The organism is Aestuariivirga litoralis, assembly GCF_003234965.1.
Taxonomy (GTDB): Bacteria; Pseudomonadota; Alphaproteobacteria; order Rhizobiales; family Aestuariivirgaceae; genus Aestuariivirga; species Aestuariivirga litoralis.
Map to the genome: position 1 here is coordinate 144,935 of NZ_QKVK01000001.1, position 22,286 is coordinate 167,220.

General features: G+C 64.4%; 24 protein-coding genes and 1 pseudogene. 15 read left to right on the forward strand and 10 right to left on the reverse strand.

Annotated elements, in window-relative coordinates; genetic code table 11:
* Window positions 1–39 precede the first annotated feature (39 nt).
* Both uvrB and DK847_RS00740 read left to right on the forward strand, forming a co-directional pair.
* Window positions 40–2,331, forward strand: a complete 2,292-nt coding sequence (uvrB, locus tag DK847_RS00735; RefSeq protein WP_111195709.1) for an excinuclease ABC subunit UvrB — start codon at window positions 40–42, stop codon at window positions 2,329–2,331.
* A gap of 238 nt (window positions 2,332–2,569) precedes the next feature.
* A complete protein-coding gene (locus DK847_RS00740; RefSeq protein WP_111195710.1) occupies window positions 2,570–2,776 on the forward strand; it encodes a hypothetical protein in 207 nt (68 codons plus the stop codon).
* 47 nt (window positions 2,777–2,823) lie between these two features.
* Here DK847_RS00740 and DK847_RS00745 read toward each other — a convergent pair whose 3' ends face one another.
* Window positions 2,824–3,591, reverse strand: coding sequence for a hypothetical protein (locus DK847_RS00745; RefSeq protein WP_111195711.1), 768 nt, complete (start codon window positions 3,589–3,591; stop codon window positions 2,824–2,826).
* A 610-nt stretch (window positions 3,592–4,201) separates the two neighbouring features.
* On the reverse strand, window positions 4,202–4,951 hold the full coding sequence (locus DK847_RS00750; protein ID WP_111195712.1) for a CPBP family intramembrane glutamic endopeptidase: 750 nt from the start codon (window positions 4,949–4,951) through the stop codon (window positions 4,202–4,204).
* A 312-nt stretch (window positions 4,952–5,263) separates the two neighbouring features.
* Between DK847_RS00750 and DK847_RS20490 the strand changes: the two are divergent.
* The 5 genes and pseudogenes from DK847_RS20490 to DK847_RS00770 all read left to right on the forward strand — a co-directional run.
* Window positions 5,264–5,431, forward strand: a pseudogene (locus DK847_RS20490) (plasmid stabilization protein); the annotation flags it as partial.
* A 138-nt stretch (window positions 5,432–5,569) separates the two neighbouring features.
* On the forward strand, window positions 5,570–5,986 hold the full coding sequence (locus tag DK847_RS00755) for a DUF995 domain-containing protein (protein ID WP_111195713.1): 417 nt from the start codon (window positions 5,570–5,572) through the stop codon (window positions 5,984–5,986).
* A 116-nt stretch (window positions 5,987–6,102) separates the two neighbouring features.
* Window positions 6,103–6,804 (forward strand): L,D-transpeptidase, encoded by a 702-nt coding sequence (locus tag DK847_RS00760; RefSeq protein ID WP_193548166.1) that lies wholly within the window; start codon window positions 6,103–6,105, stop codon window positions 6,802–6,804.
* 3 nt (window positions 6,805–6,807) lie between these two features.
* Window positions 6,808–7,506, forward strand: coding sequence for an HAD family hydrolase (locus tag DK847_RS00765; RefSeq protein ID WP_111195714.1), 699 nt, complete (start codon window positions 6,808–6,810; stop codon window positions 7,504–7,506).
* Window positions 7,507–7,556: 50 nt separating this feature from the next.
* Complete coding sequence (locus DK847_RS00770; protein ID WP_111195715.1) at window positions 7,557–7,967, forward strand: hypothetical protein; 411 nt, start codon at window positions 7,557–7,559, stop codon at window positions 7,965–7,967.
* On the opposite strand, the gene DK847_RS00775 is transcribed toward DK847_RS00770, so the two are convergent.
* Window positions 7,968–8,630, reverse strand: coding sequence for an MBL fold metallo-hydrolase (locus tag DK847_RS00775; protein ID WP_111195716.1), 663 nt, complete (start codon window positions 8,628–8,630; stop codon window positions 7,968–7,970).
* A 104-nt stretch (window positions 8,631–8,734) separates the two neighbouring features.
* On the opposite strand from DK847_RS00775, the gene DK847_RS00780 reads away from it, so the two are divergent.
* From DK847_RS00780 to prmB, 4 genes are read left to right on the forward strand one after another with little or no spacing between them, the layout of a single operon-like run.
* Complete coding sequence (locus DK847_RS00780; RefSeq protein WP_111195717.1) at window positions 8,735–9,901, forward strand: MFS transporter; 1,167 nt, start codon at window positions 8,735–8,737, stop codon at window positions 9,899–9,901.
* Window positions 9,894–11,042, forward strand: a complete 1,149-nt coding sequence (locus tag DK847_RS00785; protein WP_111195718.1) for an MFS transporter — start codon at window positions 9,894–9,896, stop codon at window positions 11,040–11,042. Before DK847_RS00780 ends, DK847_RS00785 begins: the two co-directional genes overlap by 8 nt.
* Window positions 11,039–11,995, forward strand: a complete 957-nt coding sequence (locus tag DK847_RS00790; RefSeq protein WP_111195719.1) for a DMT family transporter — start codon at window positions 11,039–11,041, stop codon at window positions 11,993–11,995. Before DK847_RS00785 ends, DK847_RS00790 begins: the two co-directional genes overlap by 4 nt.
* Window positions 11,943–12,875 (forward strand): 50S ribosomal protein L3 N(5)-glutamine methyltransferase, encoded by a 933-nt coding sequence (gene prmB, locus DK847_RS00795; protein WP_111195720.1) that lies wholly within the window; start codon window positions 11,943–11,945, stop codon window positions 12,873–12,875. The genes DK847_RS00790 and prmB overlap by 53 nt, the downstream gene beginning before the upstream one ends.
* On the opposite strand, the gene DK847_RS00800 is transcribed toward prmB, so the two are convergent.
* Both DK847_RS00800 and DK847_RS00805 read right to left on the reverse strand, forming a co-directional pair.
* Window positions 12,876–13,601, reverse strand: a complete 726-nt coding sequence (locus DK847_RS00800) for a type 1 glutamine amidotransferase (protein ID WP_161957080.1) — start codon at window positions 13,599–13,601, stop codon at window positions 12,876–12,878.
* A 165-nt stretch (window positions 13,602–13,766) separates the two neighbouring features.
* The gene (locus DK847_RS00805; protein ID WP_111195722.1) at window positions 13,767–13,979 is read right to left on the reverse strand and encodes a cold-shock protein; all 213 of its coding nucleotides are present in this window, start codon (window positions 13,977–13,979) and stop codon (window positions 13,767–13,769) included.
* 257 nt (window positions 13,980–14,236) lie between these two features.
* Between DK847_RS00805 and DK847_RS00810 the strand changes: the two genes are divergently transcribed.
* Window positions 14,237–14,833, forward strand: a complete 597-nt coding sequence (locus DK847_RS00810) for a DUF922 domain-containing protein (RefSeq protein ID WP_161957081.1) — start codon at window positions 14,237–14,239, stop codon at window positions 14,831–14,833.
* A gap of 96 nt (window positions 14,834–14,929) precedes the next feature.
* On the forward strand, window positions 14,930–15,520 hold the full coding sequence (locus DK847_RS00815; RefSeq protein WP_111195724.1) for a DUF922 domain-containing protein: 591 nt from the start codon (window positions 14,930–14,932) through the stop codon (window positions 15,518–15,520).
* Here DK847_RS00815 and DK847_RS00820 read toward each other — a convergent pair.
* The 4 genes from DK847_RS00820 to petA all read right to left on the reverse strand — a co-directional run bounded on the left by DK847_RS00820 (window position 15,517) and on the right by petA (window position 19,199).
* Window positions 15,517–16,392 carry an S-methyl-5'-thioadenosine phosphorylase gene (locus tag DK847_RS00820; protein WP_111196294.1) on the reverse strand — a complete coding sequence of 292 codons (876 nt, stop codon included), beginning with the start codon at window positions 16,390–16,392 and terminating at the stop codon, window positions 15,517–15,519. The genes DK847_RS00815 and DK847_RS00820 overlap by 4 nt on opposite strands.
* A gap of 99 nt (window positions 16,393–16,491) precedes the next feature.
* Entirely contained in the window at window positions 16,492–17,322 is an 831-nt protein-coding gene (locus tag DK847_RS00825) for a cytochrome c1 (RefSeq protein ID WP_111196295.1), read from the reverse strand.
* A 17-nt stretch (window positions 17,323–17,339) separates the two neighbouring features.
* Window positions 17,340–18,596 carry a cytochrome b gene (locus tag DK847_RS00830; RefSeq protein ID WP_111195725.1) on the reverse strand — a complete coding sequence of 419 codons (1,257 nt, stop codon included), beginning with the start codon at window positions 18,594–18,596 and terminating at the stop codon, window positions 17,340–17,342.
* Window positions 18,597–18,611: 15 nt separating this feature from the next.
* Window positions 18,612–19,199: a ubiquinol-cytochrome c reductase iron-sulfur subunit gene (petA, locus tag DK847_RS00835; RefSeq protein ID WP_111195726.1), complete on the reverse strand. Its 588-nt coding sequence runs from the start codon at window positions 19,197–19,199 to the stop codon at window positions 18,612–18,614.
* Window positions 19,200–19,374: 175 nt separating this feature from the next.
* Here petA and DK847_RS00840 point away from each other — a divergent pair, with 175 nt between their 5' ends.
* Entirely contained in the window at window positions 19,375–19,833 is a 459-nt protein-coding gene (locus DK847_RS00840; protein ID WP_111195727.1) for a tRNA (cytidine(34)-2'-O)-methyltransferase, read from the forward strand.
* Here the strand turns inward: DK847_RS00840 and DK847_RS00845 are convergent.
* Window positions 19,823–21,274, reverse strand: coding sequence for a pilus assembly protein TadG-related protein (locus DK847_RS00845; protein ID WP_161957082.1), 1,452 nt, complete (start codon window positions 21,272–21,274; stop codon window positions 19,823–19,825). The two genes, DK847_RS00840 and DK847_RS00845, sit on opposite strands and share 11 nt — an antisense overlap.
* A gap of 171 nt (window positions 21,275–21,445) precedes the next feature.
* Between DK847_RS00845 and hemF the strand changes: the two genes are divergently transcribed.
* A complete protein-coding gene (gene hemF, locus DK847_RS00850; RefSeq protein WP_111195729.1) occupies window positions 21,446–22,282 on the forward strand; it encodes an oxygen-dependent coproporphyrinogen oxidase in 837 nt (278 codons plus the stop codon).
* Window positions 22,283–22,286 lie beyond the last annotated feature (4 nt).

Consider the following 22,286-nt stretch of genomic DNA (forward strand, 5'->3'; position numbering starts at 1 on the left):
CTTCCCGATTCCCCTCCCCCGCCCTATATTCCCCCCATCATGGGACATTCACGCCAGGAAGGCGGCTTCGCGGAAGCGCCGCAGCCGCTCGATCTCGACTCCGCCGAGTCCATCACCGGGGGCCTCGGCCCCCTGCGGCCGGAATTCGTGCCGCTGTCGAGCTTCACCCCCGTCAAGCCGCCGAAGCCACCGAAGTCCGATGGCGGCCGCCGCCTGAAGATCGTCTCGGAATTCGAGCCGCGCGGCGACCAGCCGACCGCCATCCGCGAGCTGGTCAATGGCGTGGCCCAGATGGAGCGCGACCAGGTGCTCCTCGGCGTCACCGGCTCCGGCAAGACCTTCACCATGGCCAAGGTGATCGAGGAGACGCAGCGCCCGGCCCTCATCCTCGCCCCCAACAAGACGCTGGCCGCCCAGCTCTATGGCGAGTTCCAGAGCTTCTTCCCCGAGAACGCGGTGGAGTATTTCGTCTCCTACTACGACTACTACACGCCCGAGGCCTATGTGCCGCGCAGCGACACCTATATCGAGAAGGAATCCGCCATCAACGAGCAGATCGACCGCATGCGCCACTCGGCCACGCGCTCGCTCTTGGAACGCGACGACGTGGTGGTGGTCGCTTCGGTCTCCTGCATCTACGGCATCGGCGACGTCGAGACCTATTCGGCCATGGCCTTCCAGCTGAAGAAGGGCGACCGCACGCCGCAGCGCCAGCTGCTGGCCGACCTCGTGGCGCTCCACTACAAGCGCAATGACGGGAATTTCGTGCGCGGCACCTTCCGGGTGCGCGGCGACACGATCGAGCTCTTCCCGTCCCACTTCGAGGACCGCGCCTGGCGCATCTCGCTGTTCGGCGACGAGGTGGAGTCGATCTCCGAGTTCGACCCGCTCACCGGCCAGAAGATGGCGGAGCTGGAGCAGATCAAGGTCTATTCCAACTCGCATTACGTGACGCCCAAGCCCACGCTGGAACAGGCCGTCGCCCGCATCAAGAACGACCTGCGCATCCGCCTCAACGAGTTCAACAGCGCCGGCCGGTTGCTGGAGGCCCAGCGCCTCGAGCAGCGCACCATGTTCGACATCGAGATGATGATGGCCACCGGCAGCTGCGCGGGCATCGAGAACTATTCGCGCTACCTGACCGGGCGAAAGCCCGGCGAGCCGCCGCCCACGCTCTTCGAATATCTCCCCGACAATGCGCTGGTCTTCATCGACGAGAGCCATGTGACGATCCCGCAGATCGGCGGCATGTTCCGCGGCGACTTAAACCGCAAGGCCACGCTGGCCGAATATGGCTTCCGCCTGCCCTCCTGCATCGACAACCGCCCCTTGCGCTTCGAGGAGTGGGACGCGATGCGCCCGCAGACCGTCTGCGTCTCCGCCACGCCCGGCAAGTGGGAGATGGAGCAGACCGGCGGCGTCTTCGCCGAGCAGGTGATCCGCCCCACCGGCCTCATCGACCCGCCGGTCATCATCCGCCCGGTCAAGGACCAGGTGGACGACCTCGTGGCCGAGTGCCGCGAGACGGCGCTCAAGGGCTACCGCATCCTCGTCACCACGCTCACCAAGCGCATGGCGGAGGACCTGACGGAATACATGCATGAACAGGGCATCCGTGTGCGCTACATGCATTCCGACATCGACACGCTGGAGCGGATCGAGATCATCCGCGACCTCAGGCTCGGCGCCTTCGACGTGCTGATCGGCATCAACCTGCTGCGCGAGGGCCTGGACATTCCGGAATGCGCCCTCGTCGCCATCCTCGACGCCGACAAGGAAGGCTTCCTGCGCTCCGAGACGTCCCTGATCCAGACCATCGGCCGCGCCGCACGCAACGTCGACGGCAAGGTGATCCTCTATGCCGACCAGATGACGGGCTCGATGGAACGCGCCATCGCGGAAACCAACCGCCGCCGCGAGAAGCAGGTCGCCTATAACGAGGCCAACGGCATCACCCCGCAGAGTGTGAAGAAGAACATCGGCGACATCCTGAAGAGCGTCTACGAACAGGACCACGTCCGCGCCGACGCGGGCCTCCTCGACGACGGCCCGCTCATCGGCCACAACCTCGAAAAGGTCCTGGCCGACCTCGAAAAGAAAATGCGCGAAGCCGCCGCGAATTTGGAGTTCGAGGAAGCCGCCCGCCTGCGCGACGAGGTGAAACGCCTGAAGGCCGTGGAACTGGCCGTCATCGACGACCCCACGGTGCGCCAGAGCAACATCAAGGACGCAACAGCAAGCTGGCCGCAGCCGAAGGGGGACCGCAAGGCGAGCTCGACGGCGGGCAAGCCGGGGACGCGGGCGTATCGGGGGCCGAAGAAGAAGAGGTAGATTTTGCTGCTCTTCCCCACGACCGCCGTCCCATCTACACCCGTCATCCCGGCGACCCCAAGACCGTCATCCCGGCGAAGGCCGGGATCCAGCTGTCCGCGTGACGACCGCCCGAAGCTGGACCCCGGCCTTCGCCGGGGTGACGGCACGTTGCTGGGTTGACGCACAAGCCTCGAGCCAAGGGTCTCGATCCGCAAGCCCGGTCGAAACCCCTCCCCCTCCGTGCTATTCTCCCCCCATGACCAAGCTCGAGAAAATCGAACAGGACATCGCCAGCCTCACCCCCGGCGAGGTGGCGAAACTCGCCCAGTGGTTCGCCGAATACCAGGCCGAGCTGTGGGACAAGCAGCTCGAGTCCGACGCCGAGTCCGGCCGCCTCGACAGTCTGGCGGACGAGGCCCTGGCCAGCCACCACGCAGGCAAGACCCGCCCGCTGGCAGACTGAAGCGGCAGAACTGGCGGCAGCCAAAGAGTAAGAGGAAGATGATAAGATCAAGTCTCAGTTGGAAAAGACTCGATCTTTTTGGTCAGCATTCTCGGAGAAGAGGTTCGTCTGAGAACAGCTAGAGCGTCGAGAATTTCATCTCGTTGCAATTCACCTGTCCGCACTTTGTTTGTGATAAGTCTGCCGTATCCATAAAATCGATGCGCGCGAGCGCTTATCCTGAACAAGTCGACCATGCGCTCATACAATATGCTTTCTTCGCTCTCGGTGAGAGCGGCGTTTATCACCCATTTCTCTAGGTCAGCCAATCGCGATGTAGAAATCTGAATACTTGAGAGCAGACGTCCCAGCTCAATAGATACGTCCAAAGGAGCTACTTCGACAACGTCTCTTAACTTCTGGAAGGCCGATTCTGGCAATTGCGCCATCACAAATCGGGTCTGTCCAATAGGAGTAGCGAATGCGGGACCAGTATCGCGCCACGCCTCAATCTCATAGAGTCTTTCGAGTGAAGTTGTACAAAACACCTCAATATCGCTCAGTGCGAATGGGATAAGGGTTCGTGCGGCTAGCAGTCTCTGATTATTCTTCGCATCCTCCAAGTGCATTGCGTGCTCTATCTGTAGACGCGCCGCCTTAACGGTAAACCATGCGGCTGAAAGAGCGAGTACAGCACTCACTAATGTCTGATATTGCTGCAACCACTTATGGAACGTGGCCTCAAGTGGTGACGTGAACAGAATCGCGGCTAAGCTCACACCTGCAAGCAATCCGAGCCAAAACCAGATATCGAAGTGATTTTGTTTGTCTTCCACTTAGTCTTACTCGATTTATTATTCATTCTATTTCAATAATTTCACAAAAAATTGGCGTCAGGGATGCGGCGAAGGCTGCCATCCGACCGCCACCAAATGACGGATCGCCGCTTCATGCGGTGCGATCTGGCCGCGGGCATTGATGGGGTGCAGGGGCCAGTGGGGCATGCGGTGTTCTCTCTTGGCTGCGTGTCAGGTCATACGTTCCAGATAAACCTTATGAAAATGTAGGTCGCGCCCAAGCCGAGGATGACGTCGATGATCCAGTAAGGCTGAGAAACTTGTAGTGTGAATGATGCTTGTAAAGGAAGTAGCCGACGCAGGAAAAGAAGTAGACAATTGCCAGATTGAGGTCGCGCGCCCACTCCAGCATCGCGAAAAGAGCGATGAGCAGCAACGCCCATGACAGATGGGCGCACGCGAAGGGAGACAAATCTATGAGGTGCGGAAGTCGCCACATCATCGCAACGCAGATGTGGGTCGCGGCTGATAAAGTCAAATATTTTTATACGACATCTTTCATGTAAAGCATTTCAGTCGGCTGCCCAAAGCGGGACCCCGGCCTTCGCCGGGGTGACGGCATCAGGGGTGTTGTTCTGCGGAAGGACAGCTAGGCCGCCCGCCCCTGCTCCCTCTTCCGCAACACCGCCCACCACAACCCCGCCGCCACCACCGGGCTGACGATGATGCCGATGATGACAAGGTTGCCGAAATCCGCCTGCCACAGGCCGCCGAGGAACTGCACCATGTCCCACAGGATGTGGAAGGCGATGACGGGCAGGAGGCTGTTGGCGCGCAGGGCGAAGCAGGCCATGGCGAAGCCGAAGACGAAGGTGAGGCCCAGCTGCTGGACCATCGCCTCCACCGGCATCAGCGCCAGCACGTTCACCGCATGGAGCAGCGCGAAGAGGACCGAGGAGAGCAGGATGGCCTTGCCGGTGGAGAGGGCGGTGAGCGCGCCGCGCAGCGCCACGCCGCGGAACATCAGCTCCTCCGAGAAGCCGATCAGCAGGTTGGTGGCGACGAGCACCAGCGCCACCAGCGAGACGGTGGGGGTGCCGGTGGCGAAGAGTGCCAAGAAGAGCGCCGCGATGACGGCGAAGCTCGGCACCATCCAGGCGAGGCCGCGCGCGTCCAGCGGGTGGAAGCCACAGTCCCAGCCGCCGAAGAGCCGCCGCGCCATGACGATGGCATAGAGGCTCAGCGCCACCTCGAAGGGGGCCAGCACAAGAACCATTTCGGTGGTGCCGTATTCATAGCCGAAGACATGGCCGGTGGTGAACATGCCCACCGCCATGATCGCGATGTAGCCCAGCGCCGCGAGAACGGCCTGTTTCAGTGTCGCCCGTGACTCGCCCATCGCCCTGCCCCCTGCTGCACGCGGAGGGAGTGTATTGATGCGCGGTGGCGGGGGCAATGGCGGTGAGTTTCCCTCGCTTCGTCACCCCGGCGAAGGCCGGGGCCCAGCTTTCCTTCAGTTTGCCAGCGGCACGACCCCCACCCCTTCCCCTCCCCACAAGGGGGAGGGCACAGAGTTCTGATGCGCCCGTTCCTCGTTCCCCTCCCCCTTGTGGGGAGGGGTCAGGGGTGGGGGACCCGATGCCCCCTTTCCTGCCGGAACCCGCATGCCGCGCCTGCCGTTTCCGTCCCTCTCATCACGCAGGAGGCAGCCATGCCCAAGGGCGACAAGTCGGCCTATACCGACAAGCAGAAGCGCAAGGCGGAGCACATCGAGGAAGGCTACGCGAAGAAGGGCGTCTCGGAACAGGAGGCGGAGAAGCGGGCCTGGGCCACCGTCAACAAGCAGGATGGCGGCGGCAAGAAGTCCGGCGCGGGCCGCAAGGGCTGAGGGCGGCGCCCCTCCGCCAAAATCCTGCCGCGTTTTCAAGGTCTAGCGGGTGATTGTCCGCGGGTGCCTATTCTTGCCCGCCGCGATTGTGTATGTAAGGCCCGTTGGGGCAATTTTGGGGATCATCGGATGCAGTTCTGGGTGAAGGATGGACGCGGGCTGGCGGCGGTTGCGCTGGTGGCCCTGGCGCTGGCGGGCTGCTCGAGCTTTCCGGGCGGCGACAAGTCCAGCACCACCGATGTTCCCTCCGTCATGACCGCGGCCGAGATCCGCTCGACCCTTGCCGGCAAGAGCTGGCGCTTCCAGGGCCCCAACAACACCGGCACCACGCTTTATGCCGAGGACGGCTCCTCGCTCGTCGAGGTGGACGGCAAGGGCCGCACCAAGGGCAAGTGGATGACCAAGGACGGCCAGCTCTGCGAGAGCTTCGATCCCTCGCCGCCCTGGCTGCCGGGTGGCGTGCCGATGAGCTGCTATCCCTTCTCGCGCGGCACCACGCCCAACACCTACCAGGCCGGCAAGGCCGTGTTCTCGCCCGCCGGCTAGGCGCTGGCCGCAAGGCTGGCTCCCGCCACATTTGGGCCACAGGCTCACCCAAGTGATGCCCTTGCGGCGCGGGATAGGCTTGGCCTCACGGCTTGTGATTTTCTGGGGTTGAGTTGATGATTTCGCGCCTGTCGCGCCGCCGCCTGCTTCTGTCCTCGCTCGCACTCGGCCTCGGCGGCAGGACCGCCTCCGCCCAGTCCTACGGCAACGAGGCAGACCCCTTCGGCGGCGGCATGGAAGCGGGCGACACTGGTGGCGAACTCTTCGACCCCGCGCTGCTGCCCCCGGCCGAAAGCCCCATCGACTTTCCCGTGCCGGTCATCCCCGACCGCAAGATCAAGAAGCAGTTCCGCCGCCAGATGGTGGAGTTCGACGGGCCGGAGGAGCCGGGCACACTGGTCGTCGACCCCGACAACCGCTTCCTCTACCACGTGCTCGCCTATGGCTCGGCCATGCGCTACGGCGTGGGCGTGGGCCGCGCCGGCTTCGCCTGGGAGGGCCATGCCCAGATCGGCATGAAGCGGCGCTGGCCGCGCTGGGTGCCGCCGCGCGAGATGGTGGAGCGTGACCCGCGCGCCCGCGAATGGGTCAACGGCCAGCCCGGCGGCCCGGACAACCCCCTCGGTGCCCGCGCCCTCTACCTTTATGCCGGCGGGCAGGATACGCTCTACCGCATCCATGGCACCAACGAGCCGAACTCCATCGGCAAGGCCATGTCATCGGGTTGCATCCGCATGCTGAACCAGGACATCGCAGAACTCTTCGACCAGGTGATCGTCGGCACCCCGGTCACCGTGCGCCCGTCGCGGGGCGCCTGAGACGTGAGCGGCCTCAGCACCATCGGCTTCGATGCGGATGACACGCTGTGGCAGAACGAAACCTTCTTCCGCCTCACCGAGCAGCGCTTCACCGAGCTGCTCTCGGAACACGGCGCGCATGAGGTGATCTCGGCGAAGCTGCTCGAGGCTGAGCGCCGCAACCTCCGCTTCTATGGCTTCGGCGTGAAGGGCTTCACCCTGTCGATGATCGAGACGGCGGTGGAGGTGACGAATGGCCAGGTCTCGGCCTCCGTCATCGGGGAGATCCTCGGCTTTGGCCGCCAGATGCTGCAGAACCCGGTCGAGACGCTGCCCGGCGCCAGGGAGACGCTGGACCAGCTGGCCGGCCGCTACCGCATCCTGCTCATCACCAAGGGCGACCTCTTCGACCAGGAGCGCAAGCTCGCCCAGTCGGGCCTCGGCGACTATTTCTCCGCCGTCGAGATCGTCAGCGACAAGACGCCCGATACCTACCGCCGCATCTTCTCCCGCCATGGCGACGGGCCGGAGCGCGCGATGATGGTGGGGAATTCGCTGAAATCCGATATCGTCCCCGCCATCCGGGCGGGAAGCTGGGGCGTCTACGTGCCGCATGAGCTGACCTGGGTACTGGAGCACGAGGAGGCACCCGAGGCCGAGCCCCGCTTCCGCCGCATCGCCAGCCTGGGCGCCCTGCCCGGCCTTCTCGCCCAAATGACTTGAAGGCCCCTGCTGCCTGTGGCACATGCGGCCAACCCAAGGATCAAACGATTTTGAACCGCCCTTTCCTTCGCACTGCCGCCGTCCTGTCGCTGGCCCTGGCGCTCGCCGCCTGCACCAACAGCCCCAAGGGCGTGCGCATCACCAATGGTGGCACCTCCGCCACCACCGACAAGACGCCGGTGCCGATCACCAATTTCAACGCCGAGCAGATCCGCACCGCGATCTCGGGCAAGACCTTCCAGTACACGAGGCCCGATGGCAACGGCTTCGTCACCTACAATGCCGATGGCACCTTCAGCTTCCAGGACGATGCCAAGGGCGGCGGCGTGGGCAAGTGGACGGCCAACGGCACGCAGTATTGCGAAAGCTGGGGCAAGGGCCTGCCCGAATGCGGCGTGTTCAAGAACACCGGTGACGCCTACTTCGCGTCGAACTCCCGCCTCGTCGAGATGAAGACCTAGCTATTCGTTGAGGAACGGGTTGGTTTCCCGTTCCACGCCGATCTGGCAGGGCTGGCCATGGCCCGGCAGGCAGACGACGTCATCGCCCAGCGGATAGAGCTTCTCCTTGATCGAGCGGATCAGCGCCGCATGGTCGCCGCGCGGAAAATCGGTGCGGCCGATCGAACCCTGGAACAGCACGTCGCCCACCAGCGCGAAGCGGTTGGCCTCGTTGAAGAACACCACCGACCCCGGCGTATGCCCCGGCGCCTCGTAGATCCTGAACGCGAGGCCACCGACGGTGACGGTGTCGCCTTCCTTCAGCCAGCGGTCCGGCCTGACCGGGCGGGCTTCGAACCCATATTTCGCTCCGCTGGCCGCAAGATCGTCGAGCAGGAACGTATCCTCCTCGTGCGGACCCTCGATCGGCACGCCGAGCTTCTCCTTCAGCTCCGCCGCCCCGCCCGCATGGTCGATGTGGCCGTGGGTGAGCAGGATCTTCTCGACCTTGACGCCCGACTGCCTGATGGCCTCGAGGATCACCGGCACGTCGCCGCCGGGGTCGACGATGGCACCCACCTTGCTTGCCTCGTCATAGACGAGCGAGCAGTTCTGCTGGAACGGCGTGACGGGGATGATGAAGGCCTTGAGCTGCGCGGGCTGTGGCGTCTTGGTCTGTGTCATGGCGGCAGTGCATAGCTGTGCCCCACCGGCCGTGCAACCGCCTTGCCGGGCGCGGTGCGGGCCTCTAGAGCTTGTTGAACGAAAGTTCAAATAGAACCGGTTTCATGACAACCCCAGAAGGCACTTCGCGCACCGGAATCATCGTCGCCGCCCTGGCGACGGTGGGCGCCTGCGACATCGCCTTCGGCCTGACGCTGCAGCTGATCCCCCTGCTGATGAACGAGCGCGGCTGGCCGGCCTGGGCCATCGGGCTCAACTCCGCCATGGGGCCGATCGGCATCCTGATGGCAGGCCCCTTCCTGCCGCGCATCATCGCGCGCGTGGGCACCAAGAGGATCGTGCTCATCATCATCGGCGTGCTGGTGGTGAGCCTCGCCGCCATCAGTTCGCTTCCCGTGTGGATGTGGTTTCCGCTGCGCTTCTTCTTCGGCCTGTCGACAGGCGCCCTGTTCGTGGTGAGCGAGGCGTGGATCCTCTCGGCGGCAACGGCCGAGAACCGCGGCCGGGTGATGGGGGTCTATACCTCACTCCTCTCCGTCACCTTCGCCACCGGGCCGCTGATCCTGCCCTGGACCGGCATTGACGGCTTCCTGCCCTGGGGCATCGGCATCGCCTGCGTGCTGCTCGCCACCCTGCCGCTGGCCTTCGTCAAGGTCTCCGACGCGCAGTTCCAGCAGCATGGCGGCGGCGGCAGCTTCTTCGGCTTCGTGCGCCGCGCCCCCATGCTGCTCTATGCGATCGGTGCCGCCACGCTGTTCGACAATGTGCTGATCGCCTTCTTCACCATCTATGGCATCAGCAACGGGCTGGACCTCGCCGTGGCGAGCCGGCTCCTTGGCATCGGCATCATCGGCAACGTCCTGTTTTCCTATCCGCTCGGCTGGCTGGCCGACCACTGGTCACGCAAGGCCGTCATCTATCTCTCGGCCGCCATCACCGTCGTGCTGTCGCTGAGCCTGCTCATCGTCATCGGGCACTGGTCGGTGTGGCCGATCATGATGGTGCTGGCACCCATGGCCTTCGCCACCTACGTCGTGGGCCTCGCCACCATGGGCGACACCTTCAAGGGCCCGGACCTGATGGCAGGAACGGCGGCGGTGGCCACCATGTGGGGCGTGGGCGGACTCATCGGGCCGCCGGTGGCGGGAGCCGCCATCGACCTCGTGGGCATTGATGCAATGCCGGTCACGCTCGCCGCCTTCTTCGTGCTGCTGCTGGCGGGCCTCGGGCTGACGGGCGGCAGGCTGGTGCGGGACATCCGCAATGGATAGGCAGCGCGTCATCAACCTGCTGGCGGCGGTTGCCGCCATCACCGTGTTCGGCTTCACCTTCGGGCTGATGTTCCCGCTGCTCTCGCTGATCATGGAGAGCCGCGGCATCCCTTCGCAGTGGATCGGCATCAACTCGGCGATGCACCCCGTCGGAATCGTGCTGTCGATCTTCGTGATCCCCTATGTGGTGCGGCGCTTCGGCGCCAAGCGGGCGGTGATCGGCTCGGGCCTCGTCACCGCGGCGGTCATCATCTCCTATCCGTTCTTTCCGGTCTTCTGGTGGTGGTTCGGGCTCAGGCTGCTGCAGGGCTTCTTCGTGTCGATCCTCTTCGCCATCAGCGAAGCCTGGATCGTGCGATTTGCCGAAGGGCCCTGGCGCACCCGCATCCTGGCAATCTACACCTCGATCTTCGCGCTGAGCTTCGGCTTCGGCCCGGCGATCATCAGCTTTACCGGCATCGACAGCATCACGCCCTTCGCCGTCGGCGTGGCCATGCTTCTCGCGGCAACCATTCCCATCTTCTTCGTGAAGGACGAGGAGGTGGACAGCGAGGACGAGACGCCCCTTTCCGTCCTGTCCTTCGCAAGGAAGGCGCCGATCCTGCTTTTCGCGGTGGGCATGTTCGCGATCCTCGATGCGGCGAACCTCAGCTTCCTGCCGGTCTATGCGGTGAAGAAGGGCTTCGACCAGGAGACCGCCGCCCTGGCCCTCACCGCCTTCGTGCTCGGCAACACCGTGCTGCAGTTCCCCATCGGCTGGTGCGCCGACCATTTCAACAAGCGCTGGGTGATGGTGGGCTGTGGCGTGCTGAGCGGCATGAGCTCGCTGCTCGTGCCCTTCGTCTTCGGCACCTGGGCCCTGTGGCCGGTCCTGACGGTGATGGGCGCCACCGCGGCAGGCATCTACACGGTCGCACTGGCGGAACTGGGCGAGCGCTTCTCGGGCCATGAACTGGTCACCGGCACGGCTTCCTTCTCGACCATGTGGGGCCTGGGGGCGCTGGTGGGCTCGCTCGCGGCCGGCTGGTCCATTGCGGGCTTCGGGCCGGACGGGCTACCTTTCACCATGGCGGCGGTGTTCATGGTGTTCATCGTCTCCGCCATGTTCAGCGCCGTGCGGGAGCGGCCGAAGCCGGCATGAGCCAGAAAGTCTTCAGCTATGGCGCGGGCGTGCTCTTTGCAGCAGCCGGCGCCGCGTGCTGGAGCATGGCAGGCGGCCTTGTCCGCCTCACCCACGGCATCGATGCCTGGCAGATCGTGTTCTACCGGTCGGCGGTGGTGCTGGCCTGCATGCTGGTCTGGCTTGGCCTGCGCTTCCGGGGCGAATTCCTGGCCAAGACGCGCGACGCGGGCGTCAATGCGGTGATTGCCGGCGTGGCCATCGGCACCGCCGGGCTCGTTTTCATCATCGCCATGTTCTACACCACCGTTGCCGACGCCGTGTTCATGACCGGCGTGGCACCCTTCCTGTCCGCCATCCTCGGCGTGTGGATCCTGCGCGAGCGCATTCCCGCCATCACATGGTTCGCCATGTGCGTGGCGCTGGCGGGCATGGGGATCATCTTCTACGGCAATGCCGGAGGCGGCGCCTTCGTCGGCACCCTTCTGGCGCTCTATTCCGCCTTCTGCTTCTCCTGCTACGCGGTGATGCTGCGCTGGGGGCAGCGGTCCGACATGTCGGTCGCCCTCATCTGGAATGCCGTCTACCTCGTCGTGGTGACCGGCGTGATCATCCTGCTGCCGACCGCGCTGCGCGACAGCCACGGCCTGCAGGACTTCGCCATCGGCTGGCGGAATTTCGGCCTGTGCTTCGTGATGGGCGCGGTGCAGCTGACGCTGGGCCTGATCCTCTTCACCATCGGATCGCGCAGCGTGCCGGCAGCACAGCTGGCCCTGATCGCCCTGGTGGAGCCGACCCTCTCGCCGCTCTGGGCGTGGCTGGCCAGCGGCGAGCTGCCACCCGTCTGGACTTTCCTCGGCGGCGCGGTGATTGTGGCAGCGATCGTGATTCAGGCCCTCTTCGCCACCAGGAACAAGCGCCATGCCAGACAAGCTCGCCAGCGAAGCCTCGAGCCAGCTTTCGACCATCCGTGACTTCCTGCGCTGGGCACTGTCGGAATTCCGTGCCGCCAAACTGGTCCATGGTCACGGCACCACATCGGCCACCGACGAGGCGGCCTTCCTGATCCTCGAGGCACTGCACCTGCCGGTCGACGACATCAACCCGTGGCTCGATGCACGGCTGCTGGAACCCGAAAGGCAGAGGCTCGCGCAGCTCATCCGGGCGCGGATCGATACGCGCATGCCGGCCGCCTATCTGGTGAAGCGCGCCTATATCCACGGCATCCCCTTCTACGTCGACGAACGGGTGATCGTACCGCGCTCCTTTATCGGCGAACTGATGTTCTCCGGCATCTTCGGCGGCGAAGACGCTCCGCTGATCGAGGATGTCTCCAATGTCACAAGCGTCCTCGACCTCTGCACCGGCTCGGGTTGCCTCGCCATTCTGGCCGCAGGCCTGTTCCCGGATGCCGAGGTGGACGCAGCAGACCTCTCCGCCGATGCCCTGGAGGTGGCACGCATCAATGTCGACGAGCATGACCTGGCCGACCGGGTGAACCTGCTCCACGGCGACCTCTTCGATGCGGTGGAGGGGCGGACATATGATCTCATCATCTCCAACCCGCCCTATGTCGCGGGCGGCGAAGTTGCGGCCTTTCCGGCTGAATATGGCCACGAGCCGGTGATGGCGCATCTCGGCGGCGAAGACGGTCTCGACCTCGTGCGGCGCATCCTCGCCGCAGCCGCGGACCACCTGAACCCCGGGGGCGGATTGCTCTGCGAGATCGGCACCGGGCGCGAGCGGCTGGTCGACGACTATCCCCAGCTCGACTTCCTGTGGCTCGATACCGAGGAGTCGGAGGGCGAGGTGTTCTGGATCACCCGCGAGCAACTGCTGGAGGCAGAGCTCTAGCTATTTCCGCAGGCCGGAGGACACCGCCAGATTGTCATACATGCGCCGCGTCATGCGGGCCATTTGCGGCATGAGGGGAAAGGACTCCCGCACCAGCCGCTGGTAGGCACCCTCGCCACAGTGCTTTTCGAGATTGGCGACATAGCCCGGCAGCGACGACCAGGACGCCACCGACTGCGGCGAGAACTCGCAATGGAACTGGGTGCTCATGGCATGATCGCCGACTGCCAGGGCCTGTACCGGGGTGCGGGGTGAGGAGGCCAGCACGCGGGCCTGCTGCGGCACGCGCTTCACCTCTGCCATGTGCCATTGCATGACCTTGTGGCGGGGCTCCAGCCCCTGCATGAGGCGGTGGGATGCCGCCTCCCCGGTCAGCGTCACGTCGAAGACGCCGACCTCGCCTTCCTCCGCCAGCGCCACCTCGCCGCCCAGCGCGGTGGCCAGCAGCTGGTGGCCGAGGCAGACACCGAAATAGGGCTTGGCGCGCTCGGCCACCCACTCGCGGATCGCCTGTTTCTCGGCAACGAGCCACGGAAACTCGGCTTCCTGCCAGGTGTCCTGCGCACCCCCGAGAACGAAGAGAAGATCATAGGAGGCGAGAGACGGGATGTCCTGCCCCTCGAACAGCCGCACGGCCTCGGGCACGATGCCGTCTTCGGCGAAGTAGTCGACGAACCGACCGGGATGGTCGTGGTCCATGTGCTGGAAGACGAGTGCGCGCTTCATTCCCATAGCCTTCTTCCCGGAGCAGCGGCCCCGGCGAAGACGGCAATTGCAGGAAAACCGGCCCTTTGTCGAGACTCGGACGCGAGCCTCGATTGCGAGGCTGGCACGCTGCGGGGCGGCGGAGCGGCCAGCTTTGCGGGCTTCCTGCCGAAGCCCGGCCAGAGATCAGTCGATCTGCAGGTTCACGGCCTGCGGGCCGCGGCCCTTCTTGTCAGGCTGAACCTCGAAACTGATCTTCATGTTTTCCGAGAGCTCGGGAATGCCGGAACGTTGCACGGCGGTGATATGCACGAACACATCCTTGCCGCCACCTTCTGGCGAAATGAACCCGTAGCCCTTGGCTTGGTTGAAAAACTTCACAGTGCCGTTCTGGCGCATCGAAACAGCGTCCCTCATCCAGTCTTTTCTTGACGCCCGTCGCCGCCGCCTGCGAGGCGGCACCGGACCTGCCTCAGCCGCGTCCCAATGGAAAGGCACTTTCCCCTGATGAGGATACGGGTCTTGACCAGTTGAACAGCACAGCCGACATCCGGACTTGCCGCCCGGACAGGTTTTATTATGAGCCACCTATGCGTTTGCGGCAAGAGGGGTCTTCCGCGCAGGCGGAGCTTGACTGGATGGGTTATGAAGTGGTCATGATTCGCTCGAGACCGATCCGGGCCGCCGTTGCGGCCCTCTTGTTGCTCGCGGGAGCTGGCCCCGCCCCGGCAGACACCACGCACAGCATCGAGTTCACCTATTATCCGGTGGCCGGCCGGACGCCCGGGGAGATCTACCGGTCGATCGTGAACCGCGGCCCCAAGGTTGCTGGCGAGCGCGCCATTGCCGCCACGTCCGCCCGCGGGGTCCAGAACTATAGCCTGCAGCAGGAGGGCTCATCCTGCCGGGTGGTGGAAAACCACGTCAATTTCCGCTTCACCGTGGAGATGCCGAAGCCCACCGGACTTGCGTCACTGTCGGCCAGGGACCGGGGCCTGTGGCAGCAGTTCACCGCCTTCCTCAAGGCACACGAACTGCAGCACACCAGGCTGTGGCTGCGCTGCGCCGCCGACCTCGACCGCAAGGTACTCGGCATCAAGACCGGCAACTGCAAGGACGCGGCCCAGGAGGCGGAAGACCTGTGGCGGAAGATGAAGACCGCCTGCGACAAGAAGCAGGTGCGCTTCGACAGCGAGCAGCGCGCCGAACTTCTGGCCCAGCCCTTCATGCAGAGGGTGATGCGCGGGGACTGAACTCGGGGGGCAAGAAACTACCTAGACTTATTTTCTTGATCCCCCGCCTCCGGCTGCCGATAGTGCTGGTGCAGCTTCAGCAGGATTGTTCAACCCATGGTATCACCCTGGCCCGCGGCACTTGCGCTATCCGTGCTCTGCTTCTGTGGCCAGGCCGGGGCCAAGGTGGTCTCGAACACCCAGATCTCCTACTACACGGCTGACGGCACGACGCCGGGAGCGATTTTCCGCGCCCTGCTGAAGGGGGGGCCGCGCGTCGGCGGCGCCCAGGCCATTGCGTCGATCTCCACCCGCGCCGTGCAGGACGGCGGCCTCAACGAAAGCAATGGCGGCTGCGTGATTGCTGACTATGCGATCAAGCTCAACTTTCTCATCAAGCGGCCGCGCATTGCGAACCTGGGCGTTCTGTCGGCAGCCGACAGGGCGAAATGGAACCAGCTGAACGGCTTCATCATCGCGCATGAAAACCAGCACAAGCAGATATGGCTCACCTGCGCCGCAGACCTCGACCGGCGCATCCGCGCCACCACGGCCCCTTCCTGCAAGCAGCTGGCGGGCAAGGGGCAAGCCATGTGGAAGAAGATGCTGGCGGATTGTGACCGCAAGCAACGTTCCTTCGATGGCGTCCAGGCGCGGCAGCTCGAGGCGCTGCCCTTCATGAAGCGCGCCCGCAGCGGCGCCGACTAGCCGCGGCCCAGAACCCGGCCCGCCACTGCATCGAGCATGGCGAGACGTTGCGGGTCGCGCTCGTCCGGCGCCGTCATGATGGCGAAGTCGAGCGCCCGGTCCGACCCCGCCGGGCACGGCGGATGCTGGCGCGGGAAGCTTTTCGCAATGCGCGACACCAGCCGCGTGGCATTGCCGGAATTGGCCTTCAGCACCTCGATGACCTTCGCAACGTCGACCGAGCCGTGGTCCTCGTGCCAGCAGTCGTAGTCCGTCACCATGGCGATGGTGCAGTAGCTGATCTCCGCCTCGCGGGCGAGCTTGGCCTCGGGCATGTTGGTCATGCCGATCACCCTGGCACCCCAGCTGCGATAGAGCTGGGATTCGGCCAGCGTCGAGAACTGCGGACCCTCCATCACCATGTAGGTGCCGCCGCGGGCATGGGCGATGCCTTCGGCCTTCAGGGCTGCCTCTGCGATGTCCTGGAGCACGGGCGAAACCGGATGCGAAAAGGCGACATGCGCCACGCAGCCCGTGCCGAAGAAGCTCTTCTCGCGCGCGAAGGTGCGGTCGATGAACTGGTCGACCAGCACGAAGGTGCCGGGCGGCAGGTCGCCATGCAGCGAACCCACGGCAGACAGCGAATAAAGGTCGGTCACCCCGGCCCGCTTCAAGACATCGATGTTGGCGCGGTAATTGATCGAACTCGGTGAATAGACGTGCCCCCGCCCATGGCGCGGCATGAAGACGACGGACAGGCCATCGATCTCGCCGCGCCGCACGGCATCCGAAGGCTGGCCCCAGGGCGAGGCGATCTCCTCCCAGCGCGCATTGTCCATCGGGATGTCATAGATGCCGGAGCCGCCGATGATTCCCAGAACCGATGCCGCCATGAAGCCCTCCAACTGCTGGCCGCAGGATGCCCGAGGCCAGCAAAAAGGAAAAGGCCCGGACCATCGTCCGGGCCTCGTCAGATCGTCGCCTGGCTGGCGTCAGTGCACGTCGGCCCAGACCTTCTTCTTCACCAGGTACAGCAGCAGCGCCAGGATGCCGAGGAAGATCATGACCATGAAGCCGGTGCGCTTCCTCTCTTCCATCTTCGGTTCTGCCGTCCAGGCGAGGAAGGCGGACACGTCGCGCGCCATCTGGTCGACGGTCGCCTTGGTGCCGTCGTCATAGGTCACCTGGTCGTCGGTCAGCGGCGGCGGCATGCCGATCCAGTGGCCGTTGGCGAAATAGGGGTTGTAGTGCTTGCCCTCGGGCTGCTCCTTCTTGAGCTCCTCGGGGACCTGCTCGTCCGGCACATAGCCGGTCAGCACCGAGTAGACATACTGCGGGCCGCCGATGCCGTTGAACAGCTGGTTGAAGGTGCCGTACCAGCCGGGGCGGTACTTGGTGATGAGCGACAGGTCCGGCGGATAGGCGCCGCCATTGGCGACGCGCGCCGCCTGCTCGTTCGGGAACGGCGAGGGGAAGCGGTCGGAGGGAAGGCCGGTCCGCTCGAACATTTCGCCCTGGTCGTTGGGCCCGTCCTGCATGGTGTAGCCGGCGGCGACCGCCTTCACCTGCTCGTCGGAGAATTCCGGCCCGCCCGGCTGGGACAGGTTGCGGAACGAGACATAGTGCATCGAGTGGCAGTTCGAGCAGACTTCCTTGTAGACCTTGTAGCCGCGCTGCAGCTGCGCCCGGTCGAAGGTGCCGAAGGGCCCTTCGAAGGAATAGCTGATGCCCTTTGCGGGGGTCTGGCCCTCGGCCGCCTGTGCCGCCCCGAAGGACAGCGCGAGGCCCATGGCCGCGATTGCGAGTGTCTTGAGCAGTGTCATGTTCTCTTTCCCCCAGATCACTCGGCAGGCACGGCCGTGGTGGCAGGATGCTTCTTGGCGAGCACCGCATCGGAAATCGAGGCGGGCAGCGGCTTCGGCGTTTCGAGCAGGCCGAGCAGCGGCAGGATCACCAGGAAGTGCGCGAAGTAATAGGCCGTCAGGATGCGCGAGAACACCACGTAGAGCCCTTCCGCCGGCTTGGAGCCGAGGTAGCCGAGCGCCACGCAGACGATCACGAAGATCCAGAAGAAGCCCTTGAACAGCGGGCGGTAGTTGCCCGAGCGCACCTTCGAGGTATCAAGCCACGGCAGCGCGAACAGGATCAGGATCGAGCCGAACATCGCGATGACGCCGCCCAGCTTGTCCGGAATGGCGCGCAGGATGGCGTAGAACGGCAGGTAGTACCATTCCGGCACGATGTGCGCCGGCGTCACCAGCGGGTTGGCTTCCTGGTAGTTGATGGCGTGACCCAGGTAGTTGGGCGCGAAGAAGATCCACGCCGCGAAGAACATCAGGAAGATGACGATCGCGAAGGCATCCTTCACCGTGTAGTAGGGGCTGAAGGGAATGGTGTCCTGCGCGCTCTTCACCGACACGCCGGTCGGGTTGTTGTTGCCCACCACGTGCAGCGCCCAGATGTGCAGGCCAACGAGCGCGGCAAGCACGAAGGGCAGCAGGTAGTGCAGCGAGAAGAAGCGGTTCAGCGTCGGATTGTCGACCGAGTAGCCGCCCCACAGCAGCGTGGTGATCGAGTTGCCGACGAAGGGGATGGCCGAGAACAGGTTGGTGATGACCTTGGCGCCCCAGAACGACATCTGGCCCCAGGGCAGAACGTAGCCCATGAAGGCGGTAGCCATCATCACGAGGTAGATCAGCACGCCGATCATCCACAGCACTTCGCGCGGCGCCTTGTAGGAACCGTAATACATGCCGCGGAAAATGTGGATATAGACCGCGATGAAGAACATCGAGGCCCCGTTGGCGTGCATGTAGCGCAGCAGCCAGCCGGAGTTCACGTCGCGCATGATGCCTTCGACCGACTGGAAGGCCATGTCGACGTGCGGCGTGTAGTGCATGACCAGCACGACGCCGGTGACGATCTGCACCACCAGCATGACGGCGAGGATGCCGCCGAAGGTCCACCAGTAGTTCAGGTTCTTCGGGGTGGGGAAGTCCAGCGCCTGGCCCTGCACCATGTCCATGACGGGAAGCCGCTCATGGAACCACTTCGCGAAGGCCGACTTGGGCTGATAATTCGATGCGTGTCCGCTCATTGAGGATGGTCCTTCTTAGCCGATGCGGATCTTGGTGTCGGTGAGATAGGCATAGGCCGGAACCGGCAGGTTCTGCGGCGCGGGGCCTTTCCGGATGCGGCCGGCGGTGTCGTAGTGCGAGCCGTGGCAGGGGCAGAACCAGCCGCCGTGCTTGGCAGAACCCTCGACCACCGCGAAGTCGCCCTCGTTGGCGATCGGCACGCAGCCCAGGTGGGTGCACACGCCCATCATGATGAGGAACTGTTCCTTGCCACCCACCACGCGGTTCACGTCGGTCGCGGGGTCGCTTTCGGGCAGGTTGGCGTTGCGGGCCAGCGGGTCCTTCAGGTCGGTCATCGGGACGGCCTTGGCCGCCTCGATCTCGGCCGGCAGCCGGTGGCGCACGAACACCGGGTTGCCGCGCCACTTGATGGTGATTTCCTGGCCTTCGGCGATGGGGGCCAGGTCGAGTTCGACCGAGGCCATGGCCAGCACCGAGGCGTCGGGGTTCATCTGGTTGATGAATGGCCAAGCCGCCAGCGCTGCGCCGACGGCTGCAACCGAACCCGTTGCGATATAGAGAAAATCGCGCCGGTTGGTTTCCGCATGTTCCGCTGTGGACACGTGTCTTCTTCCCTTTTGTTGCCGCGCCGTACCGTAGAACAGGCTACGGGCGGGCGTTCCCCGGCGCTCAAACCCGCGACCTTTTGGCATTGCGCTTTCGAGAAGTCTAGCCATCAAGTGTCGCAGTTCGCAGGGAAATTGGTAGGCCCCCGGGGCCTGCGGAAGGAACCGGAAAATGCTCGAAATCGCCCTCTACCAGCCGGACATCGCCCCCAACGCGGCCACCATCCTCCGGATGTGCGCCTGTTTCGGCCTCACCTGCCGCATCATCGAGCCGGCGGGCTTCGTGATGAGCGAGTCCCAGTTCCGCCGGGCCGGCATGGACTATCTGGACAAGGCCGCCCTCCTCACCCACGCCTCCTGGGCGGCCTACCGGCAGGCCACCGCCGGCCGGCGCAGCGTGCTGCTGACCACAAGGGCCAGCCTGCCCGTCTGGGACTTCGCCTTCCAGCCGGATGACCTGATCCTGATGGGGCGGGAAAGCGTGGGGGTGCCCGACACGGTGCACGCGGCCGTCGAGGCGCGCGTGACCCTGCCCATGCGCGAGGGGCTGCGCTCGCTCAACGTGGCGATCGCCTGCGCCATCGCCACCGGCGAGGCGCTGCGCCAGCTTCGCGGCCGCCCTACTCCTTGAGGCTGTTGTAGGAGAAGGCCATGCCGATCCGCTTGAAGGCGTTCTGAAGGCCAGCGGCCGTATTCACGTTATAGAAGTCGGCTGGGGATGAGGCGCAGTTCTTGAGCATGTCGAGCGTGTCGGTGATGTTGATGGAGAGCGCCACCGTACTGATCTTGATGTCGTCGTCCTTGATGTTGGCGCAAATGTCGAGTGTCAGTTGATCAGATGCCGCACTCGGCCCTCTCACGCCGTCTTTAGCGGTCGTGGGTCGCCACCAGTTTTGGCCATCCGTCAGCAGCACGATGGACTTGCGGGGCGCCGAGTCACCCGTCGCGGATGACGATTTCGTCAGCGGCTCCTCCGGGGTGAGCATGTTCCATCCCCAGATCAGGCCGACGGGGATGTAGGTCTGATTCGTATTGCCGTTGCCCATGACAGGCAGGGCATTGATCCTGTTGCGGATGATGGTCTTTCCGGTGTTGTTGACGTCTGCCTTTGCGGTCAGGTCGGTAATCCATGGGGTGTCGCAACCGCCGATCGGGCCTTCATACGGGGGTGACGTCGGACTACTGATGTTGGGGATCGGGGTCCAGGGCGTTCCACTGCCCCGCATCGGCACACATCCTGCAAATTCTACGGTTCTGCATCCGGTGCAAACTCGGGGCTCGTACTCGGTGCATCTATAGCACCGGTAGGTTCCTGGGCCATCGGAATTGGCGCACTCCGTCCAATATCCGGCTTTGCACACGAGCGGCGAGCAATGGAGATCACAGAGCCGGTCGGGCGTTCCAAGCTTCAGCCACGGTGCGCCGTTGTAGGCGGTGGTGATGTTCACCGCTCTCGCAAAAGGCACGATGCCGACCTTGGCGTAATCACTGTCCAGCACATAATCGGTCAAACCCGTGGCGGCCTTTTGCATCTCGACCATCTTCGATTTTCCGCTATCCATGAGTTCGACCATCGATCCGGTGACGTCGAGCACAAGCGCCAGTTCGAGCGGTGCAGGCCGCGGGCGCTTGACACGGCCGCCTACAGTGATCGGGATCTCCGGCACCAGGAGCCTGGCGAAGGCCAGTTGAACCTTGCCCTTCGCGGTGATGATGATGCTGTCCTCGTTCTCGCCGGTGGACACGTAGTCGACCTGGAGGTCATTGACGTCGTTCGGGTTGAAGACCAGAAGCTCCGGCGAGATGTTGTAATTGGCCTTGAAGAAGGCAATGACGGTTGCCTTCGCCCGTGCCTTCTTTTCCGCCTCGGTGATGCCCAGCGGTTGTTCCAGGGCATCGGCGGCGGCAGCCTTCGCGGCGCTGTCCACCGCGATCTGCAGGTCGCTGCGGATGAGGTAGGCCCGGCCCAGGTCGATTGCGGCAGCCGCCAGGACCATAAGCCCCACCAGGGCAACCGCGACAATGATGGCCACCGCCCCCCTTTCGCGTTGTCTGTGAACGAACGTCTTCATTGGCCTGCACCATTCCACTGCCAAGTCACCTTTAAGTAGCATACTTGACCGAAAATGCACAACCGCCCTGCGACGGAAGGTTACCGGATTTTCCCGTTCGGGCGTTCCTTCGGGCGCTGTTCACCACCGCGCGCCCGGTGCTAGGCTGTCGGGAAACCACAGGAATCGCCGATGACCGACAGCCTTCCCGCCCGCCAGGACGCCGCCCGCAGCTGGTTCGAAAGCCTCCGGGACCGTATCTGTGCCGCGCTGGAGGAGATCGAGGGCGGCGCCCGCTTCGCGCGCAAGGCGTGGGAACGCCCGGACGGCGGCGGCGGCGTCATGTCCATGCTGCACGGCAAGGTGTTCGAGAAGGCGGGTGTCCATACGTCAACGGTGCATGGCGAGTTCTCGCCGGAGTTCCGGAAGCAGATCCCGGGTGCGGAGGAGGACCCGCGCTTCTGGGCCTCCGGCATCTCGCTCATCATCCACCCCTGGAACCCCTTCGTGCCGGCCGTCCACATGAACACCCGCTTCATCGTGACGACCAGGACCTGGTTTGGCGGCGGCGCCGACCTGACCCCGGTGCTCGACCGCCGCCGGGTGCAGGACCATCCGGATTCGGTGGACTTCCACGCCGCCATGCAGGCGGCCTGCGATGCCCACGCCGTGGCCGACTATCCGAAGTTCAGGAAGTGGTGCGACGAATACTTCTTCCTGCCGCACCGGAACGAGCCGCGCGGCATCGGCGGCATTTTCTATGACCACTTCAACTCGGGCGACTGGGAAAAGGACTTCGCCTTCACCCGCGACGTCGGCTTGGCCTTCCTCGGCGTCTATCCGAAACTCGTGCGGCGGAACATGGACACTCCGTATACGGAGGATGACCGCGAGGAGCAGCTCATCCGCCGCGGCCGCTACGTCGAATACAACCTGCTCTATGACCGCGGCACGATCTTCGGGCTGAAGACGGGAGGAAACGTCGAGTCGATCCTCTCCTCCATGCCGCCCGTCGTGAAGTGGCCCTGAGCGA